The organism is Pseudomonas sp. BN505 (assembly GCF_029873175.1).
Lineage (GTDB): Bacteria > Pseudomonadota > Gammaproteobacteria > Pseudomonadales > Pseudomonadaceae > Aquipseudomonas > Aquipseudomonas putida.
This window is the reverse complement of the sequence record NZ_SSOI01000050.1, coordinates 198,407-213,953: the sequence shown is the minus strand read 5'-3', so window position 1 is coordinate 213,953 and position 15,547 is coordinate 198,407. Positions and strand designations below refer to the sequence as shown.

Here is a 15,547-nt window from a genome sequence, read left to right as displayed (position 1 = left end):
GTGAACCCGCTCCCACAGTGGCCTTGGTACCCCTGAAGATCCTGTGTTGATCCATGGGAGCGGATCATGAACTTGAAAGCGACTTTCCTGCTGGCCTGCTGCATACCCTGGTCAGCCCAGGCTGCCACCCCAGCCCCGCAGACGGACCCGGTGCCCTCGGTGATGTGGGACTTCTACCACAAGCAGTTGCTGGGCCAGGCCGCGTTCGTCTTCGATGACCGGGTCAAGCTGCTGGCGCCGCCCTTTGCCGAGGACGCACGGCAGGTGCCGCTGGAGATCGACGCCCGGGCATTCGCTGGCGAGGTGGTGCGGATAATCGCCTGGGCCGAACTCAACCCATTGCCGCGGATTGTCGACTTTCAGCCCGGCGAGCGCGTGTTGCCCTGGTTGTCGATCCGCATCCGCATCGAACAGGCCACGCCGCTGCGCGCCGCTGTGCTGACACGCGACGGCCTGTGGCACGTCGGCTCAACCCTGATCGATGCCGCCGGCGGCGGCTGTACCGCGCCCAGCGTGGTGCGCACCCAACCCGGCTGGGAAGAACACCTCGGTGAAGTGCTGGGCGGGCGCTACCCGCGTGGCGACAGCAGCCGCTTGCGCCTGCAGGTGGCCCACCCGATGGACAACGGCCTGGTCAGCGGTATTCCCGAGTTCTTCCTCAACCATGCCGAGTTGCAGGACGCGAACGGCCAGCGCCTGGCCAGCCTCGAGCTGTACCCGGCGGTCAGCGAAAACCCCAGCCTGGGCTTCGATATCCAGGGCGCCGGGCCGACCCGGCTGCTGTTGCAGGACAACAGCGGCAACCAGTTCGAAGCGGCAGTGCCCTGAGCCCATTGCCCGATTTCACCCCTGACCAGAGGCGCTCTTCATGCGTTGGATGATGCTGTTGCTGCTGTGCCTGGGGCTGCCGGCCCAGGCAGACCTGGACTATCGGCTTGCGCCCCGGCAGATAGCGGAGGGCACCTGGCTACTGGAGGGCAGCACTGACAACTTCGGCAAGGCCAATGGCGGTAATATCGTCAATACCGCGTTCATTGTCACCGACAGCGGTGTGGTTGTGATCGACAGCGGGCCATCGAAGCGTTACGGCGACGCGTTACGCCAGGCGATTGCCGCCACCACCGACAAGCCGGTGCTGGAGGTGCTGCTGACCCATCATCACCCTGACCATGTACTGGGCAACCAGGCCTTTGCCGATGTGCCTATTGGCGCCTTGGCCGGTACCGGCGACTTGCTGCGCCAGCAGGGCGAGGCCATGGCCGAGAACATGTACCGCCTGGTCGGCGACTGGATGCGCGGCACCGAAGTGGTGCTGCCTACCCAGGTGCTGCAGCCGGGTATCCACGAGGTGGGCGGGCACCGCCTGCGGTTGCTGGAGCTAGGCGGGCATACCGGCGCCGACCTGGCGATTCTGGATGAGAAGACCGGCGTACTGTTCGCTGGCGACCTGGTTTTCTACGAGCGTGCCTTGACCACCCCCAACAGCCCGGGGCTAGAGGTGTGGCAGAAGGACCTGGACACCCTGCAAGCCTTGCCCTGGAAGCTGCTTGTGCCCGGGCACGGGCCGGTGGCCAGCGATGCCCGGCCGTTTGCACAGATGCGTGATTACCTGGGCTGGCTGGATGGCCTGATGCGCGACGGCGCGGCGCGTGGCGACGACATGGCCGAGATGATCCGCAGCCCCATCCCTGAACGCTTTGCCGGGATCACCCTGACCCGTTATGAGCTGATTCGCAGTGTCAGCCATCTGTATCCCCGCTACGAACGCCAACAACTCCAGCGGGTCGACGCCAACCCCTGACGCTATCCCAAAGGGATCGCGCTTGTCTTGGGGACGCAGCCCTGTACCAAGGAACTAGAAAACTCCGCACAGCGGGCAATTGTTGGCGAACTGGCGGCAACCAAGAATTCCCGGCACACCGGGAAATTTTCCCGGGCACAACAAAAAAACCAAAGGTAGCCGTCATGACCCGATCCCCGCGTCGCCCCATGTTCGCCGTGAGCCTGGTGCTCAGCGCCATGCTGCTTGCCGGTGCAGCCCACGCCGCTGTCAGCAATGAAGAAATCCTCCAGGACCCGAAGAACCCGCAGCAGATCGTGACCAATGGCTTGGGTGTGCAGGGCCAGCGCTACAGCCCGCTGGACCTGCTCAATGCCAACAACGTCAAGGAACTGCGGCCGGTCTGGGCGTTCTCCTTCGGTGGTGAAAAACAACGCGGCCAGCAGGCCCAGCCGCTGATCAAGGATGGGGTGATGTACCTGACCGGTTCCTACTCGCGGGTGTTCGCCGTGGATGCGCGCACCGGCAAGAAACTGTGGCAATACGATGCACGCCTGCCGGATGACATCCGCCCCTGCTGCGACGTGATCAACCGCGGCGTGGCGCTGTACGGCGACCTGGTGTTCTTCGGCACCCTGGACGCCAAACTGGTGGCCCTGAACAAGGACACCGGCAAGGTGGTCTGGAGCAAGAAGGTGGCCGACCACAAGGAAGGCTATTCCATCAGCGCCGCGCCCATGATCGTCAACGGCAAGCTGATCACCGGCGTCGCCGGTGGCGAGTTCGGCGTGGTGGGCAAGATCCAGGCCTACAACCCGGAAAACGGCGAGCTGCTGTGGATGCGCCCCACCGTGGAAGGGCACATGGGCTACGTGTACAAGGACGGCAAGGCCATCGAAAACGGTATTTCCGGCGGCGAGGCGGGCAAGACCTGGCCCGGGGACCTTTGGAAGACCGGCGGCGCTGCGCCCTGGCTGGGCGGTTACTACGACCCGGAAACCAACCTGATCCTGTTCGGTACCGGCAACCCGGCACCGTGGAACTCGCACCTGCGCCCCGGAGACAACCTGTATTCCTCGTCGCGCCTGGCGCTGAACCCTGACGACGGCACCATCAAGTGGCACTTCCAGAGCACGCCGCATGACGGCTGGGACTTCGACGGCGTCAACGAACTGATCTCGTTCAACTACAAGGATGGCGGCAAGGAGGTCAAGGCCGCTGCCACGGCCGACCGCAACGGCTTCTTCTACGTGCTGGACCGCACCAACGGCAAGTTCATTCGCGGCTTCCCCTTCGTCGACAAGATCACCTGGGCCACCGGCCTGGACAAGGACGGCCGGCCAATCTACAACGACGCCAGCCGCCCAGGCGCACCCGGCAGCGAAGCCAAGGGCAGTTCGGTGTTCGTCGCCCCGGCGTTCCTCGGCGCCAAGAACTGGATGCCGATGGCCTATAACAAGGACACCGGGCTGTTCTACGTGCCCTCCAACGAGTGGGGCATGGACATCTGGAACGAAGGCATCGCCTACAAGAAAGGCGCGGCGTTCCTCGGCGCCGGCTTCACCATCAAACCGCTCAACGAAGACTACATCGGCGTGCTGCGTGCCATCGACCCGATCAGTGGCAAGGAAGTGTGGCGGCACAAGAACTACGCGCCGCTGTGGGGCGGGGTGCTGACCACCAAGGGCAACCTGGTGTTCACCGGCACGCCGGAAGGCTTCCTGCAGGCCTTCAACGCCAAGACCGGCGACAAGGTCTGGGAATTCCAGACCGGCTCCGGCGTGCTTGGCTCGCCCGTGACCTGGGAAATGGACGGCGAGCAATACGTGTCGGTGGTCTCCGGCTGGGGCGGCGCGGTACCGCTGTGGGGTGGCGAAGTGGCCAAGCGGGTAAAGGACTTCAACCAGGGCGGCATGCTCTGGACCTTCAAGCTACCCAAGCAGCTGCAGCAAACGGCAAGCGCCAAGCCGTAAAGCAGTGGCCTGAGGCAAGCGGCCCTACTACCAAATGACGAGAGCCCCGCTGCCAACGATGGATTCGCCTGGCACGCGGGGCTTCTTACCATCGGTCCATCGCCTGTCGTGGGACAGGCATCGACCCGCAGAGGCTCAGCATGATCTACGCACAACCCGGAACCCCAGGCGCCGTCGTATCCTTCAAGCCACGTTATGGCAACTTCATCAATGGCGAGTTCGTGCAACCGTTGGCTGGCCAGTACTTCACCAACAGCTCGCCGGTCAATGGCCAGCCGATTGCCGAATTCCCGCGTTCCACTGCCCAGGACGTCGACCGCGCCCTGGACGCCGCACACGCAGCCGCCGAAGCCTGGGGCAAGACCTCGGTGCAAGACCGCGCCCTGCTGCTACTGAAGATTGCCGACCGTATCGAACAGAACCTGGAAGTGCTGGCCGTCACCGAAAGCTGGGACAACGGCAAGGCGGTGCGCGAAACGCTCAATGCCGACGTGCCGCTGGCAGCGGACCACTTCCGCTATTTTGCCGGTTGCATCCGTGCCCAGGAGGGCGGCGCGGCCGAAATCAACGAAGGCACCGTGGCTTATCACATCCATGAGCCGCTGGGCGTGGTCGGGCAGATCATCCCCTGGAACTTCCCGTTGCTGATGGCCGCCTGGAAGCTTGCCCCGGCCCTGGCCGCCGGCAACTGTGTAGTGCTCAAGCCGGCCGAGCAGACGCCACTGTCGATCACCATTTTTGCCGAGCTGGTCGCCGACCTGCTGCCGGCGGGCGTGTTGAACATCGTCCAGGGCTTTGGCCGTGAGGCCGGCGAGGCCTTGGCCACCAGCAAGCGCATCGCCAAGATCGCCTTCACCGGCTCCACCCCGGTGGGTTCGCACATCATGAAATGCGCGGCCGAGAACATCATCCCGTCCACCGTCGAACTGGGCGGCAAGTCGCCGAATATCTTCTTCGAAGACATCATGCAGGCCGAGCCCGCGTTCATCGAGAAGGCAGCCGAGGGCCTGGTGCTGGCGTTCTTCAACCAGGGCGAGGTGTGCACCTGTCCGTCACGGGCACTGATCCAGGAATCGATCTACGAGCCATTCATGGCCGAGGTGATGAAGAAGATCGCCAAGATAACGCGGGGCAACCCGCTGGACACCGATACCATGGTTGGCGCCCAGGCTTCGGAGCAGCAATACGACAAGATTCTGTCCTATCTGCAGATTGCCAAGGAGGAGGGCGCGCAGCTGCTCACCGGCGGCGGTGCCGAGCGGCTGCAGGGCGACCTGGGCAGCGGTTACTACATCCAGCCGACCCTGCTCAAAGGCAACAACAAGATGCGTGTGTTCCAGGAAGAAATCTTCGGCCCGGTGGTGGGCGTGACCACCTTCAAGGACGAAGCCGAAGCGCTGGCGATTGCCAACGACACGGAGTTTGGCCTGGGCGCCGGCCTGTGGACCCGCGACATCAACCGCGCCTACCGGATGGGCCGCGGCATCAAGGCCGGCCGCGTGTGGACCAACTGCTACCACCTGTACCCGGCCCATGCAGCGTTTGGCGGCTACAAGAAGTCTGGCGTGGGCCGTGAGACCCACAAGATGATGCTCGACCACTACCAGCAGACCAAGAACCTGTTGGTAAGCTACGACATCAACCCGCTGGGCTTCTTCTAGACCGCAGCGCGGCCTTTTCGCGGGCTCGCCCGCTCCCACAGGGATCGCACAGGGTTTGAATGCTGGGCAATCCCTGTGGGAGCGGGCATGCCCGCGAAGAGGCCGGCACAGGAAACGAAATTCCCTACCAACGCACCCCGCAAGTTCCTTCCAAAGTAGCATTCGGCCCTCGCGCCCCCCGTGCATTAATGCATCTACCGGACTCCCCCGGCACAAGAAGAGGACTGCCCATGTGGAATAAACCTGCCTTTACCGACCTGCGCATCGGCTTTGAAGTGACGATGTATTTCGCCAACCGTTGATGTGCCACCCGGCCATCACTACGGTGGCCGGTTCCTCTGACTGCCCGTGACTGAGCCAGTGCTGCTCATTGGTCTGGTTGCTTTCGCTGCGGGATGCTTTACGCTGGCGGTTACCTTCCAGAACAATAAGAACAGGCTTGCCAATGAGCCAGAGTTTCAGCCCGCTTCGCAAGTTCGTATCGCCTGAAATCATCTTTGGTGCCGGCTGCCGGCATAACGTCGCCAATTACGCGAAAACCTTCGGTGCCCGCAAGGTGCTGGTGGTCAGCGACCCCGGCGTGATCGCCGCCGGCTGGGTGGCGGACGTGGAGGCCAGCTTGCAGGCCCAGGGCATCGATTACTGCCTGTATACGGCCGTGTCGCCCAACCCGCGGGTCGAAGAGGTGATGCTCGGCGCCGAGATCTACCGGCAGAACCACTGCGATGTTATCGTCGCCGTCGGTGGCGGCAGCCCGATGGATTGCGGCAAGGCCATCGGTATCGTGGTGGCCCACGGGCGCAGCATCCTCGAATTCGAAGGCGTGGACATGATCCGCGTGCCCAGCCCCCCGCTGATCCTGATCCCGACCACGGCCGGCACCTCGGCGGACGTTTCGCAGTTCGTGATCATCTCCAACCAGCAGGAGCGCATGAAGTTCTCCATCGTCAGCAAGGCGGTGGTGCCGGACGTGTCGCTGATCGACCCGCAAACTACCCTGAGCATGGACCCGTTCCTGTCGGCCTGCACCGGTATCGATGCGCTGGTGCATGCCATTGAAGCCTTTGTTTCCACCGGCCACGGCCCGCTGACCGACCCCCATGCGCTGGAAGCCATGCGCCTGATCAACGGCAACCTGGTGGAGATGATCGCCAACCCCACCGATATCGCCCTGCGCGAGAAGATCATGCTGGGCAGCATGCAGGCGGGGCTGGCGTTCTCCAACGCGATTCTGGGCGCGGTTCACGCCATGTCCCACAGCCTGGGCGGCTTCCTCGACTTGCCCCATGGCTTGTGCAACGCGGTGCTGGTGGAGCACGTGGTGGCGTTCAACTACAGCTCGGCGCCAGAGCGCTTCAAGGTGATTGCCGAGGTGTTCGGTATTGATTGCCGCGGCCTCAACCACCGGCAGATCTGCGGGCGCCTGGTGGAGCACCTGATTGCCCTGAAGCACGCCATCGGCTTCCATGAAACCCTGGGCCTGCACGGGGTGCGCACCGCAGACATTCCGTTCCTGTCGCAACATGCGATGGATGACCCGTGCATCCTCACCAACCCCCGTGCGTCGAGCCAGCGTGATGTCGAGGTCGTTTATGGCGAGGCCCTCTGACGAGCAGCAGCGGGCACTGGCCGGGCTGTTGGGGCTGGGCGACCACTCGGCACGCAAAAGCCATTACCCGGAGCTTTCCGCCCGCCTGGACGAGCTGGAGGCCGAGCGCAACCGCTACAAGTGGCTGTTCGAAAATGCCGTGCACGGGATTTTCCAGGCTAGCCTGCAGGACGGCATGCGTGCCGCCAATCCGGCGCTGGCGCGCATGCTGGGCTACGGCGACCCGCAAGCGGTGCTGTTTTCCCTGACGGACCTGGCCGCCAACCTGTTCGACGGCGGTGCCGAGGAGTTGCAGGCGATTACCGCGATCCTCGCCCGTGAGCGTAGCCTGCACGGCTATGAAACCCGCTTGCGGCGCAAGGACGGCAGCCACCTCGATGTGCTGATGAACCTGCTGCTCAAGCCCGGGCAGGAGGGGCTGGTGGAGGGTTTTGTCGCCGACATCACCGAACGCAAGCTGGCCCAGCAACGCCTGCAACAGCTCAATGACGAGCTGGAGCAACGGGTTGCTGCGCGTACCGATGAGTTGCTGGAGGCCCGCGATGCTGCAGAAGCTGCCAACCGCAGCAAGGACAAATACCTGGCCGCCGCCAGCCATGACCTGCTGCAACCGCTGAACGCCGCCCGCCTGCTGATCTCCACCTTGCGCGAGCGGCCATTGCCAGAGGCCGAGCACGTGCTGGTGGAGCGTACCCACCAGGCCCTTGAGGGCGCCGAAGACTTGCTGACCGACCTGCTGGACATTTCCCGTCTCGACCAGGCAGCGGTGAAGCCGGACGTGGCCGTGTACCGCCTCGACGAGTTGTTCGCACCACTGGTCTCGGAGTTCCGCTCGGTGGCCGATGCGGAAGGCCTCAAGCTGCATGCGCGCATCCCGGACTGTGCCATCAGCACTGACCTGCGGCTGATGACACGTATCCTGCGCAACTTCCTCAGCAACGCCTGCCGCTACACCGACGACGGCCGGATCTTGCTGGGGGCAAGGCGCCGGGGTGGTCATTTGCGGCTGGAAGTGTGGGATACCGGGCGGGGTATTGCCGAAGACCGGTTACAGGCGATCTTTCTTGAGTTCAACCAACTGGATGTCGGCCGCGCAGCGGATCGCAAGGGCGTGGGGCTGGGGTTGGCCATCGTCGAGCGGATAGCCAAGATTCTCGGCTACCAGATTGAGGTACGTTCGTGGCCGGGGCGTGGCTCGGTGTTCAGCATCGAGGTTCCGCTGGGTAAAGAGGTGCCGCTGGCCGCTCACCAGGCCGTGCCGTTGCCAAGCGTCGGCAACCCGCTACCGGGCCGCCGCCTGTTGGTACTGGACAACGAAGTGAGCATCCTCGAGAGCATGGGCGCGCTGCTTGGGCAGTGGGGCTGCGAAGTGGTGACCGCGACCGACCAGGCAGGTGCCTTGCTGGCCTTGCAGGGGCAGGCCCCGGAACTGATCCTGGCCGACTACCACCTGGACCATGGCGTGGTGGGTTGCGAGGTGGTCAGGTATTTGCGTGAGCATTTTGCGGTTGCCATACCGGCGGTGATCATCACCGCCGACCGCAGCGATCAATGCCGGCGGGGCTTGCAGAAACTGGGGGCGCCGCTACTGAACAAACCGGTCAAGCCTGGGAAATTGCGCGCGGTATTGAGCCAGTTGCTGCAGGAGCATTGATTGTGCGGGGCTCATTGGGGGCGCGGTTACTGCATTTGCTTGAAGCCTGCGCCCGTTGCGAAGTGTGGACCCAGTTATCAGAAAACTTTACCGTTCGGTCAGCCTGCAAGAAGTTAGCAAGCTAACTAATGCTGCTTTAAATGCCGCTGGTCGGTGCTTTTGCTCAGGAAAGACGAACGCCTTGATGTTCTTGTGGCTCACCGGGGCTGCCGTCATCGGTACCGACTACCTTGAAAAAGGCATGAGTTACTTGGCCTATCCCGTCATGATCCTGCTCGGCTTTGCCCTGATGGCCGCACTGACCCAGTGGGCGCGAAAACGCACCATGGCCAAAGCGACGCAAGCACCTGTCTGGCCGCTGGCGGGCATCCCTTGCTGATAGCCTGAGCCACGGCTGTGAACGCGGAACGCTGCGAACCTGTAACGCGGGTTCGCGGCGTTGTTGAGGCTTTGGACATGACACAGGCTGAACTGGCCCCGTTTGTTCCTCATCCAGTCGGTGTGCCACAACCCTACCGGCTCGGATATCTCCCCGCCCGTTTGCCCAGTGTATCCGCGCCTGACCTAGTCCTTGGGCCTGCACTGGCCGCTGCTAAAGGTCAGTGCAGGCTTCTTTCAAGAGCCAGTCGATCAACACCTGCAGGCGTTTGGGCATCGGGTCATGATGCGGGTAGACCAGGTAATAGCCATAGTTGGGGGTGTCGACGAAACCACCGAACGGCAAAACCAGCTCACCTCGTGCAATGCGATCCTTGACCAGCTGTTCGCGGCCAATGGCGATGCCTACGTGATTCAGCGCGGCGAGCGTGCACAGGTCGGAGCGATCGAATGTGAGGAATCGGCGCGGGAGGCTGATACCCGCACCTGTGGTGCTGGCCCAGAGCTGCCATTCTGCATCGAATGCAGCGTTGTCCCAAGCCGCCACGTCATGCAAGGCGGTGCAGTGATCCAGCGGGTGCAGGTCACCGGTCAGTGCATGGGTTTCTGCGTAACGGGGGGAGCACACCGGGGCGATCCGCTCGTCCATCAAGTGGATGCTCTGCAACCCCGGATGATGGCCATCCGAATAACACAGCACCAGGTCGATCTTGCGTGTGCGGTAATCGATGCTCTCGTTGCCCACCCTGATATCCAGCTGGATATCAGGGTAGCGGGCGGTGAACTGCGCCAGCCGCGGCACCAGCCAGCATTGTGCGACTGACGGGCGCACATACAACGTCAACTGGCCGGCGACTTCGGCGTGAGCACGTTCCTGCACGGCCTCGCTTAACTCATCCATGGTCCGTTGCATGACCGCGAACAGGCGCTCGCCGTCTTCGGTGAGGCTGACCTTGCGCGGCATGCGGTGGAACAGCTTGAGCGCCAGCTCATCTTCCAGGCGATTGATGCGATGGCTCACGGCACTGGCGGTCAGGCACAGCTCATCGGCGGCGCGCGAGAAGCTCAAGTGCCGTGCCGCCACCAGAAAGACATGCAGGCTGCCCAGGTGCGAGCCATTGAGTTTCACGGCGTCGCCTGCACGCTACGCCCTTTCGCCAGATAGGCATTGAATTCATCGTTCGGCACCATGCTGCCACCCGTCCCCCAGACGAGGTGGGTAGCCTGCTGCAGCTGGGTTGGGGTGAAGCCCTGGCGAGCCAGGTACTCGCCTGCTTGCAGCACCCGCAGCATACCGGGTACGCCGGCCAGGGCAGAGGGTTCCAGTTTGACCTTGTCTTGCTCATGGGCGATGACCATCAAGCGGTACAGTTCTTCGTCGGTCACGGTGTAGTAACCATCGATCAGGCGCTGCATGGCTTTGCCGACAAACCCTGATGGGCGCCCGACCGCGAGGCCGTCGGCGGCGGTGATGTTGTCGATGCCGAAGTCCTGCACGCTGGTTTCATCGTGCAGGCCGGTATAGACACCCAGCAGCATGCAGGGGGAATGTGTAGGTTCGGCGAAGATGCAGTGCACCGCATCGCCGAATACCAGCTTCAGCCCGAACGCAACACCGCCTGGGCCGCCCCCTACGCCGCACGGCAGGTACACGAACAATGGATGATCTGCGTTTACCTGGATGCCCGCCTGGTCGAATTGCCGCGCCAACCGTTCGGCGGCCACGGCATAGCCGAGAAACAGCTGCGGGGAGTTTTCGTCGTCGACAAAGTAACAGCTGGGGTCTGATGCCGCCTGCTGGCGGCCTTGCTCGACCGCCACGCTGTAGTCGGAGGCGTGTTCGACCACCGTGACGCCGTTGGCCCGCAGCTTGTCCTTCTTCCATTGCCTGGCGTCAGACGACATGTGCACGCTCACCTGGAAGCCCAGCTTGGCGCTCATGATGCCAATCGACAGCCCCAGGTTGCCGGTCGAGCCCACTGCGATCTTGTACTGGCTGAAGAATGCGCGGGCCTGGTCGCTCGCCAGTTTGGTGTAGTCATCCGTGGGCGTGATCAAGCCGGCCGCCAGGGCCAGGTCCTCGGCGTGCTTGAGCACTTCATGGATGCCGCCCCGGGCTTTGATGGAGCCGGAGATAGGCAAGTCGCTGTCCGCCTTGAGCCACAGGCTGCCCACGTTCTGCAGCGATCCCTCCCGGACAAGCAGCTGGCGCAGCTGTGGCAGCGGGGTAATGTGCGACTCGATGACCCCGCCGGCCGCTGCCGTCTCGGGGAACACGGTAGCCAGGTAGGGCGCGAACCGCTGCAGCCGCGCGCTGGTGGCTTGCACGTCGGCCGCCGTCAGGCCCACGTCGCGCAGGGCTTCTGCAGCCTTGGCGATACCAGGGTTGAACCAGCTGGTTGGCTTCAGGGCCACCAGCTCGGCGATGATCGGGTGGCTTTGTTGCCAGGCTTCCAGGGTTTTTCCGTGAATCATGATTTCACCTAATAGCAGTACAGCACCCAATTGAAGTGCAGTAGCCCGTGTGGTTCAAACGATCACTCTTCATCCAACAGGTGAGCCCATGTCATGCATGGCGCCAGCGCTCAATGCCGCGCCGACCAGGCACAGTTCAAGGCTGCCACGGCAACCGCCAGTGCCGCCCCGGCATAGGCCCAGATCGCCGGTACCTGCGGCAGCAATACCCCCGCAAGCATCGGCCCGAGCCCAGCGCCGATGTCGCGCCATATGGCATTGCCGGCCAGGGCCTGGATGCGTTGTTGCGGGTTGCGCAGGGCGACCAGTGTCATCACCAGCGGCAGTTGCAGGGCACGTAGCACCAGCACGAAGAAGGCGCCGATGAACAGCCAGTGGCTGCCAAACAGCAGCAGCGCCATCGACGTGGCCAGTGACAGCACCACCAGCATGCGCAGCGGCCCGAAGCGGTCGGCCAGGCGCCCACCGAAGGGGCTGAAGAGCATTTCGCTGAGGTAGCGCACCGCCATCAGCACACCCGCTGCCAGCACTCCGGACTCACCCAGGTGGGTTTGTGCGTAAAGCGAAAGGCCAAAGATGAACAGGCCGTCCAGGGCCACCCCTTCGATGAAGGACCAGGTGGCAATGCTGTCTGGCAGGCGCAGGCGCCGGCCACCCCGGCTGGCGACCGGGTGGCCGGTGCTGGGCAGGGCACGTGCACGCCACAGCCCGAACAGGGCACTGATGCAGAGCACGAAGAACACACTGCGCGGGCCGTAGGCCTGGGCCATCAGCGCACCCAGGGGCAAGGCCAGCATTGGCCCGATGGAAATGCTCGCCCGCGAACGCCCGGCACGCCGCGCCGCGCCTTGTGCTTCAGCGGTGGCGAGGGTCTGGGTGCTGAGGTTGAAGGTGGCGAAGCACAGGCCCCAGACCAGGCGCAGCACCAGCAGCGCGGCGAAACCGGTCAGCACCGCGTTGCCCAGTGCACACACGGCGGCGGCGAAGGCGGCGAGGCTGCAGGCCGCGCGGTCACCGTGGCGGGCATAGAAACGCACTACCCAGCCGTAGCCGATGATGCGCACCAGGCGGTTGGCCGCCAGCAGAATGCCAGCCTCGGCCAGGGTCACGCCAAAATCGGCTGCGTACATCGGCAGCAGCAGGTAGAGCAGTACGTCACTGGGCAGGCACAGGCTGAGCACCTGGGCGGCATTGCGCGAGTCTTGGTCGGCGCGGTGGGTTTGCACCGGTGTGGCAGCGGACGACATGACAGTCTCGTGACAGGGGTGAGGGGGGCAGGATAACCCGCGTGGCTTTCCCATTGAAACCTGTCTACTGAGCCCGCAGTTTTGCACTCTGGCTTCATTGACATGTCGCCTGTGCTGGCCTCTTCGCGGGTAAATTCGCTCCCCACAGGATCATCACAATCTTGAGGATTTGCACAATACCTGTGGGAGCGGGTTTACCCGCGAAGAGGCCGGTACAGGCAGCAGAGATTCCGGGCTGTTCGCTCATTCAGCCATAAGGCGGCGCTGGCAGTTCGGCCAGCAGGGTTTTCAGACCGTCACTCCACTGCCTGCGAATCTGCTGGTAATAGGCATCGTCGCTGGTGATGCGCTGACGGGTCATGGTTTCCAGGCTGTTATTGCGGTACACCAGCAAGTCCAGCGGCATGCCCACCGACAGGTTGCTGCGGATGGTGGAGTCGAACGAAATCAGGCCGCAGCGCAGCGCTTCATCGAGCGGGGTGCGGTAGTCCAGGTTGCGGTCGAGGATTGGCCGGCCGTACTTGCTTTCGCCCAGTTGCAGGAACGGGGTATCCGGCGTGGCCTGGAAAAAATTGCCTTGTGCATAGACGTTGTAGATGGCCATGGGCCCGCCGGCTATCTGGCCGCCAACAATGAATGAACTGCTCAGGTCGACGTCGGCAGTAAGCTTGCTGCGGTCACGGCTGACCACTTCGCGCAGGGTGTCGGCAACCAGCACCGTAGCGTCGTAGAGCGTGGCAACGTTCAGCAGATGAGGGCCGCTGCCCTGGGTACGCTGGCGCAGCAGGTTCACCACCGACTGCGAGGTTGCCAGGTTGCCGGCGGTCTGCAGCACGATCAGCCGCTCGCCCGGCAGGCTGAAAACGAACAACTTGGCAAAGGTGGAGATCTGGTCGATGCCGGCGTTGGTGCGTGAGTCGCTGATGAAGACAAGCCCGGCCTTCAGGTGCATGGCGACGCAGTAAGTCATGCGGTTTCCCTTGTGTTGCGAGTGGAGTGGTCTTGCCGCACCGTGCGGCAAGACCGGCCTGCAGCAAACCCGTCACTGGCGATGTACGTGGACGCTGGCCTGCATGGCTTCGGCGCCACCACCGCGGCGTACGCCCCTGACCGGGCAGGCGTCCAGGTAGTCCAGGCCGACCGCCAGCTTCAGGTGACGTTCTGGCCGGGTCAGGCGGTTGGTGATGTCGAAGCTGTACCAGGCGTCGTCGACCCAGGCCTCGGCCCAGGCATGGCTGGCCAGGTGCTGTTCGTCCTCGGTGCACAGGTAACCGGACACATAGCGTGCCGGCACCCCCAGGCTGCGGGCGCAGGCCAGGAAGGCGTGGGTGTGGTCCTGGCACACGCCGGCGCCACCCCTGAACGCTTCGATGGCCGTGGTGCCCACCGAGGTGGCGCCGGGGCTGTAGGGCATGTGCTCGGCCAGGCCTTGCATCAGCCCGACCAGCGCTGCCCGGTCGCGGTGGCTGCCACATTGCTGGGCGGCAAACGCGATCAGTGCGTTATCGGCCTGGGTCAGGTGGCTGCCGCGCAGGAACGGCAGGGGGGACTGGCTCTCTACTTCCTGTTCGCAGTCCGGGTCGATCTCGACCTGGCCGCGGGCGGTCAGTGCCAGGTGGCCATGGGGTTTGTCCAGGGTCAGCACATGCAGGATATTGCCATAGGGGTCGATCTGGCCCTTGACCTTGCAGGGCAGGTCCAGTTGCCAATCATTGATGCGCTGGCGTTCGCTGCTGCGCGGCGTCAGGCGCAGGAACTGGATGCTGTTGCTCACGTCGCTGGCGTAGCTGTAGGTGGTGTCGTGGCGGATGGACAGTTTCATACGACCTCCAGGTAGGAGTGGTGGACGGCCTGGCCCAATTGGTTGACGCGGCCAATGAAGTCGCTCAGCCAAGGGTGCAACCCGGCGTCGAGTATTTCGTCGATGGCGGTGTAGCGCAGGCGCGCGTTCAGTTCGGCGGCCATGCGCTGGGCGGCGCGGCCGCTGTTGCCCGGCAGGCCGGCCAGGATCAGGTCCAGTTCCTCGATGCAGGCATGCAGCGAGCGCGGCACGTCCACCCGCAACAGCAGCAGCTCGGACACCGGCCGGGCGCTGGGTGCGCCGCGATAGATTTCGTTGAAGGCTTCATACGAGGTAAGCGCGCGCAGCAGGGCGCTCCACTGGTAATAGCCGCGGGCGGAGCTGTCGCTGACCTCTTCGGAGGCCTCGCCGAACATTTCGTAGCGTGCATCGAGCAGGCGCAGGGTGTTGTCTGCCCGCTCCAGGAAGGTGCCCAGGCGGATGAAACTGTAGGCATCGTTACGCATGATGGTGCCGGATGTAGCGCCGCGGAACAGGTGCGAGCGTTCCTTGACCCAGTCACAGAACTGGCTGATGCCATAGCGGCCAAGGCCATTGCTGGCGATGTTGCGCATTTCGATCCAGGTGGCGTTGATGTTCTCCCACATGTCGGCAGTGATCCGGCCGCGCACTGCATGTGCATTGGTCCTGGCGGCCTGCAGGCAGCAATAGATGCTGCTGGGGTTGGTCGCGTCCAGGGCAAAAAAGTGCAGCATGCGCTCGGTGTCGAGCTCGGTGTGCCGGCGGATGTAGTCGTCCAGCGTGCCCGAGGCCAGCAGCGACATGGCCAGTTCGGCATGGCCGTCGCTGCGCCCGGCCTGGGGCATCAGCGACAGCGAATAGCTGACCTCGAGCATGCGTGCGAGGTTTTCTGCACGTTCCAGGTAGCGGGACATCCAGTACAAGTCGGAAGCGGTTCGCGAAAGCATG

13 protein-coding genes and 1 pseudogene are annotated in these 15,547 nt (G+C 63.7%); 8 read left to right on the top strand and 6 right to left on the bottom strand.

Annotated features, from left to right (window positions below; genetic code table 11):
- Positions 1-66: 66 nt before the first annotated feature.
- The 8 genes and pseudogenes from E8E78_RS17015 to E8E78_RS16980 form a co-directional block, all read left to right on the top strand.
- Positions 67-828, top strand: coding sequence for a quinoprotein dehydrogenase-associated SoxYZ-like carrier (locus tag E8E78_RS17015; RefSeq protein WP_049274384.1), 762 nt, complete (start codon positions 67-69; stop codon positions 826-828).
- 40 nt (positions 829-868) lie between these two features.
- Positions 869-1,801, top strand: a complete 933-nt coding sequence (locus E8E78_RS17010; protein WP_049274385.1) for a quinoprotein relay system zinc metallohydrolase 1 — start codon at positions 869-871, stop codon at positions 1,799-1,801.
- Positions 1,802-1,965: 164 nt separating this feature from the next.
- Positions 1,966-3,753: a PQQ-dependent alcohol dehydrogenase PedH gene (gene pedH, locus E8E78_RS17005; protein ID WP_016500218.1), complete on the top strand. Its 1,788-nt coding sequence runs from the start codon at positions 1,966-1,968 to the stop codon at positions 3,751-3,753.
- A gap of 140 nt (positions 3,754-3,893) precedes the next feature.
- Positions 3,894-5,414, top strand: a complete 1,521-nt coding sequence (locus E8E78_RS17000; protein ID WP_049274386.1) for an aldehyde dehydrogenase family protein — start codon at positions 3,894-3,896, stop codon at positions 5,412-5,414.
- A 230-nt stretch (positions 5,415-5,644) separates the two neighbouring features.
- Positions 5,645-5,716, top strand: a complete 72-nt coding sequence (gene pqqA / locus E8E78_RS16995) for a pyrroloquinoline quinone precursor peptide PqqA (protein WP_010455123.1) — start codon at positions 5,645-5,647, stop codon at positions 5,714-5,716.
- 143 nt (positions 5,717-5,859) lie between these two features.
- Positions 5,860-7,023: an alcohol dehydrogenase-like regulatory protein ErcA gene (ercA, locus tag E8E78_RS16990; protein WP_016500216.1), complete on the top strand. Its 1,164-nt coding sequence runs from the start codon at positions 5,860-5,862 to the stop codon at positions 7,021-7,023.
- Positions 7,007-8,677 carry a NahK/ErcS family hybrid sensor histidine kinase/response regulator gene (locus E8E78_RS16985; RefSeq protein ID WP_049274387.1) on the top strand — a complete coding sequence of 557 codons (1,671 nt, stop codon included), beginning with the start codon at positions 7,007-7,009 and terminating at the stop codon, positions 8,675-8,677. The genes ercA and E8E78_RS16985 overlap by 17 nt, the downstream gene beginning before the upstream one ends.
- 172 nt (positions 8,678-8,849) lie before the next feature.
- Positions 8,850-9,056, top strand: a pseudogene (locus tag E8E78_RS16980) (hypothetical protein); the annotation flags it as partial.
- A gap of 213 nt (positions 9,057-9,269) precedes the next feature.
- On the opposite strand, the gene dsdC reads toward E8E78_RS16980, so the two are convergent.
- The 6 genes from dsdC to E8E78_RS16950 all read right to left on the bottom strand — a co-directional run bounded on the left by dsdC (position 9,270) and on the right by E8E78_RS16950 (position 15,546).
- Positions 9,270-10,184: a DNA-binding transcriptional regulator DsdC gene (dsdC, locus tag E8E78_RS16975; protein ID WP_049274389.1), complete on the bottom strand. Its 915-nt coding sequence runs from the start codon at positions 10,182-10,184 to the stop codon at positions 9,270-9,272.
- On the bottom strand, positions 10,181-11,530 hold the full coding sequence (locus E8E78_RS16970) for a D-serine ammonia-lyase (protein WP_280311682.1): 1,350 nt from the start codon (positions 11,528-11,530) through the stop codon (positions 10,181-10,183). The genes dsdC and E8E78_RS16970 overlap by 4 nt, the downstream gene beginning before the upstream one ends.
- 110 nt (positions 11,531-11,640) lie before the next feature.
- Positions 11,641-12,777, bottom strand: coding sequence for an MFS transporter (locus E8E78_RS16965; RefSeq protein ID WP_049274391.1), 1,137 nt, complete (start codon positions 12,775-12,777; stop codon positions 11,641-11,643).
- Between the two features lie 247 nt (positions 12,778-13,024).
- Positions 13,025-13,747, bottom strand: coding sequence for a proteasome-type protease (locus E8E78_RS16960; protein ID WP_049274392.1), 723 nt, complete (start codon positions 13,745-13,747; stop codon positions 13,025-13,027).
- Positions 13,748-13,819: 72 nt separating this feature from the next.
- Positions 13,820-14,599, bottom strand: coding sequence for a transglutaminase family protein (locus E8E78_RS16955; protein WP_049274393.1), 780 nt, complete (start codon positions 14,597-14,599; stop codon positions 13,820-13,822).
- Positions 14,596-15,546, bottom strand: coding sequence for an alpha-E domain-containing protein (locus E8E78_RS16950; RefSeq protein WP_016500207.1), 951 nt, complete (start codon positions 15,544-15,546; stop codon positions 14,596-14,598). The genes E8E78_RS16955 and E8E78_RS16950 overlap by 4 nt, the downstream gene beginning before the upstream one ends.
- Between the last annotated feature and the right edge of the window lies 1 nt (position 15,547).

What these genes read in the sequence shown, in the direction of transcription:
- E8E78_RS16950 (WP_016500207.1), bottom strand. Translation starts at nt 15,546, where the DNA reads ATGCTTTCGCGAACCGCTTCCGACTTGTACTGGATGTCCCGCTACCTG.
- E8E78_RS16955 (WP_049274393.1), bottom strand. Translation starts at nt 14,599, where the DNA reads ATGAAACTGTCCATCCGCCACGACACCACCTACAGCTACGCCAGCGAC.
- E8E78_RS17000 (WP_049274386.1), top strand. Translation starts at nt 3,894, where the DNA reads ATGATCTACGCACAACCCGGAACCCCAGGCGCCGTCGTATCCTTCAAG.
- E8E78_RS16965 (WP_049274391.1), bottom strand. Translation starts at nt 12,777, where the DNA reads ATGTCGTCCGCTGCCACACCGGTGCAAACCCACCGCGCCGACCAAGAC.
- E8E78_RS16960 (WP_049274392.1), bottom strand. Translation starts at nt 13,747, where the DNA reads ATGACTTACTGCGTCGCCATGCACCTGAAGGCCGGGCTTGTCTTCATC.
- E8E78_RS16970 (WP_280311682.1), bottom strand. Translation starts at nt 11,530, where the DNA reads ATGATTCACGGAAAAACCCTGGAAGCCTGGCAACAAAGCCACCCGATC.
- E8E78_RS16985 (WP_049274387.1), top strand. Translation starts at nt 7,007, where the DNA reads ATGGCGAGGCCCTCTGACGAGCAGCAGCGGGCACTGGCCGGGCTGTTG.
- E8E78_RS17010 (WP_049274385.1), top strand. Translation starts at nt 869, where the DNA reads ATGCGTTGGATGATGCTGTTGCTGCTGTGCCTGGGGCTGCCGGCCCAG.
- E8E78_RS17015 (WP_049274384.1), top strand. Translation starts at nt 67, where the DNA reads ATGAACTTGAAAGCGACTTTCCTGCTGGCCTGCTGCATACCCTGGTCA.
- pedH (WP_016500218.1), top strand. Translation starts at nt 1,966, where the DNA reads ATGACCCGATCCCCGCGTCGCCCCATGTTCGCCGTGAGCCTGGTGCTC.
- ercA (WP_016500216.1), top strand. Translation starts at nt 5,860, where the DNA reads ATGAGCCAGAGTTTCAGCCCGCTTCGCAAGTTCGTATCGCCTGAAATC.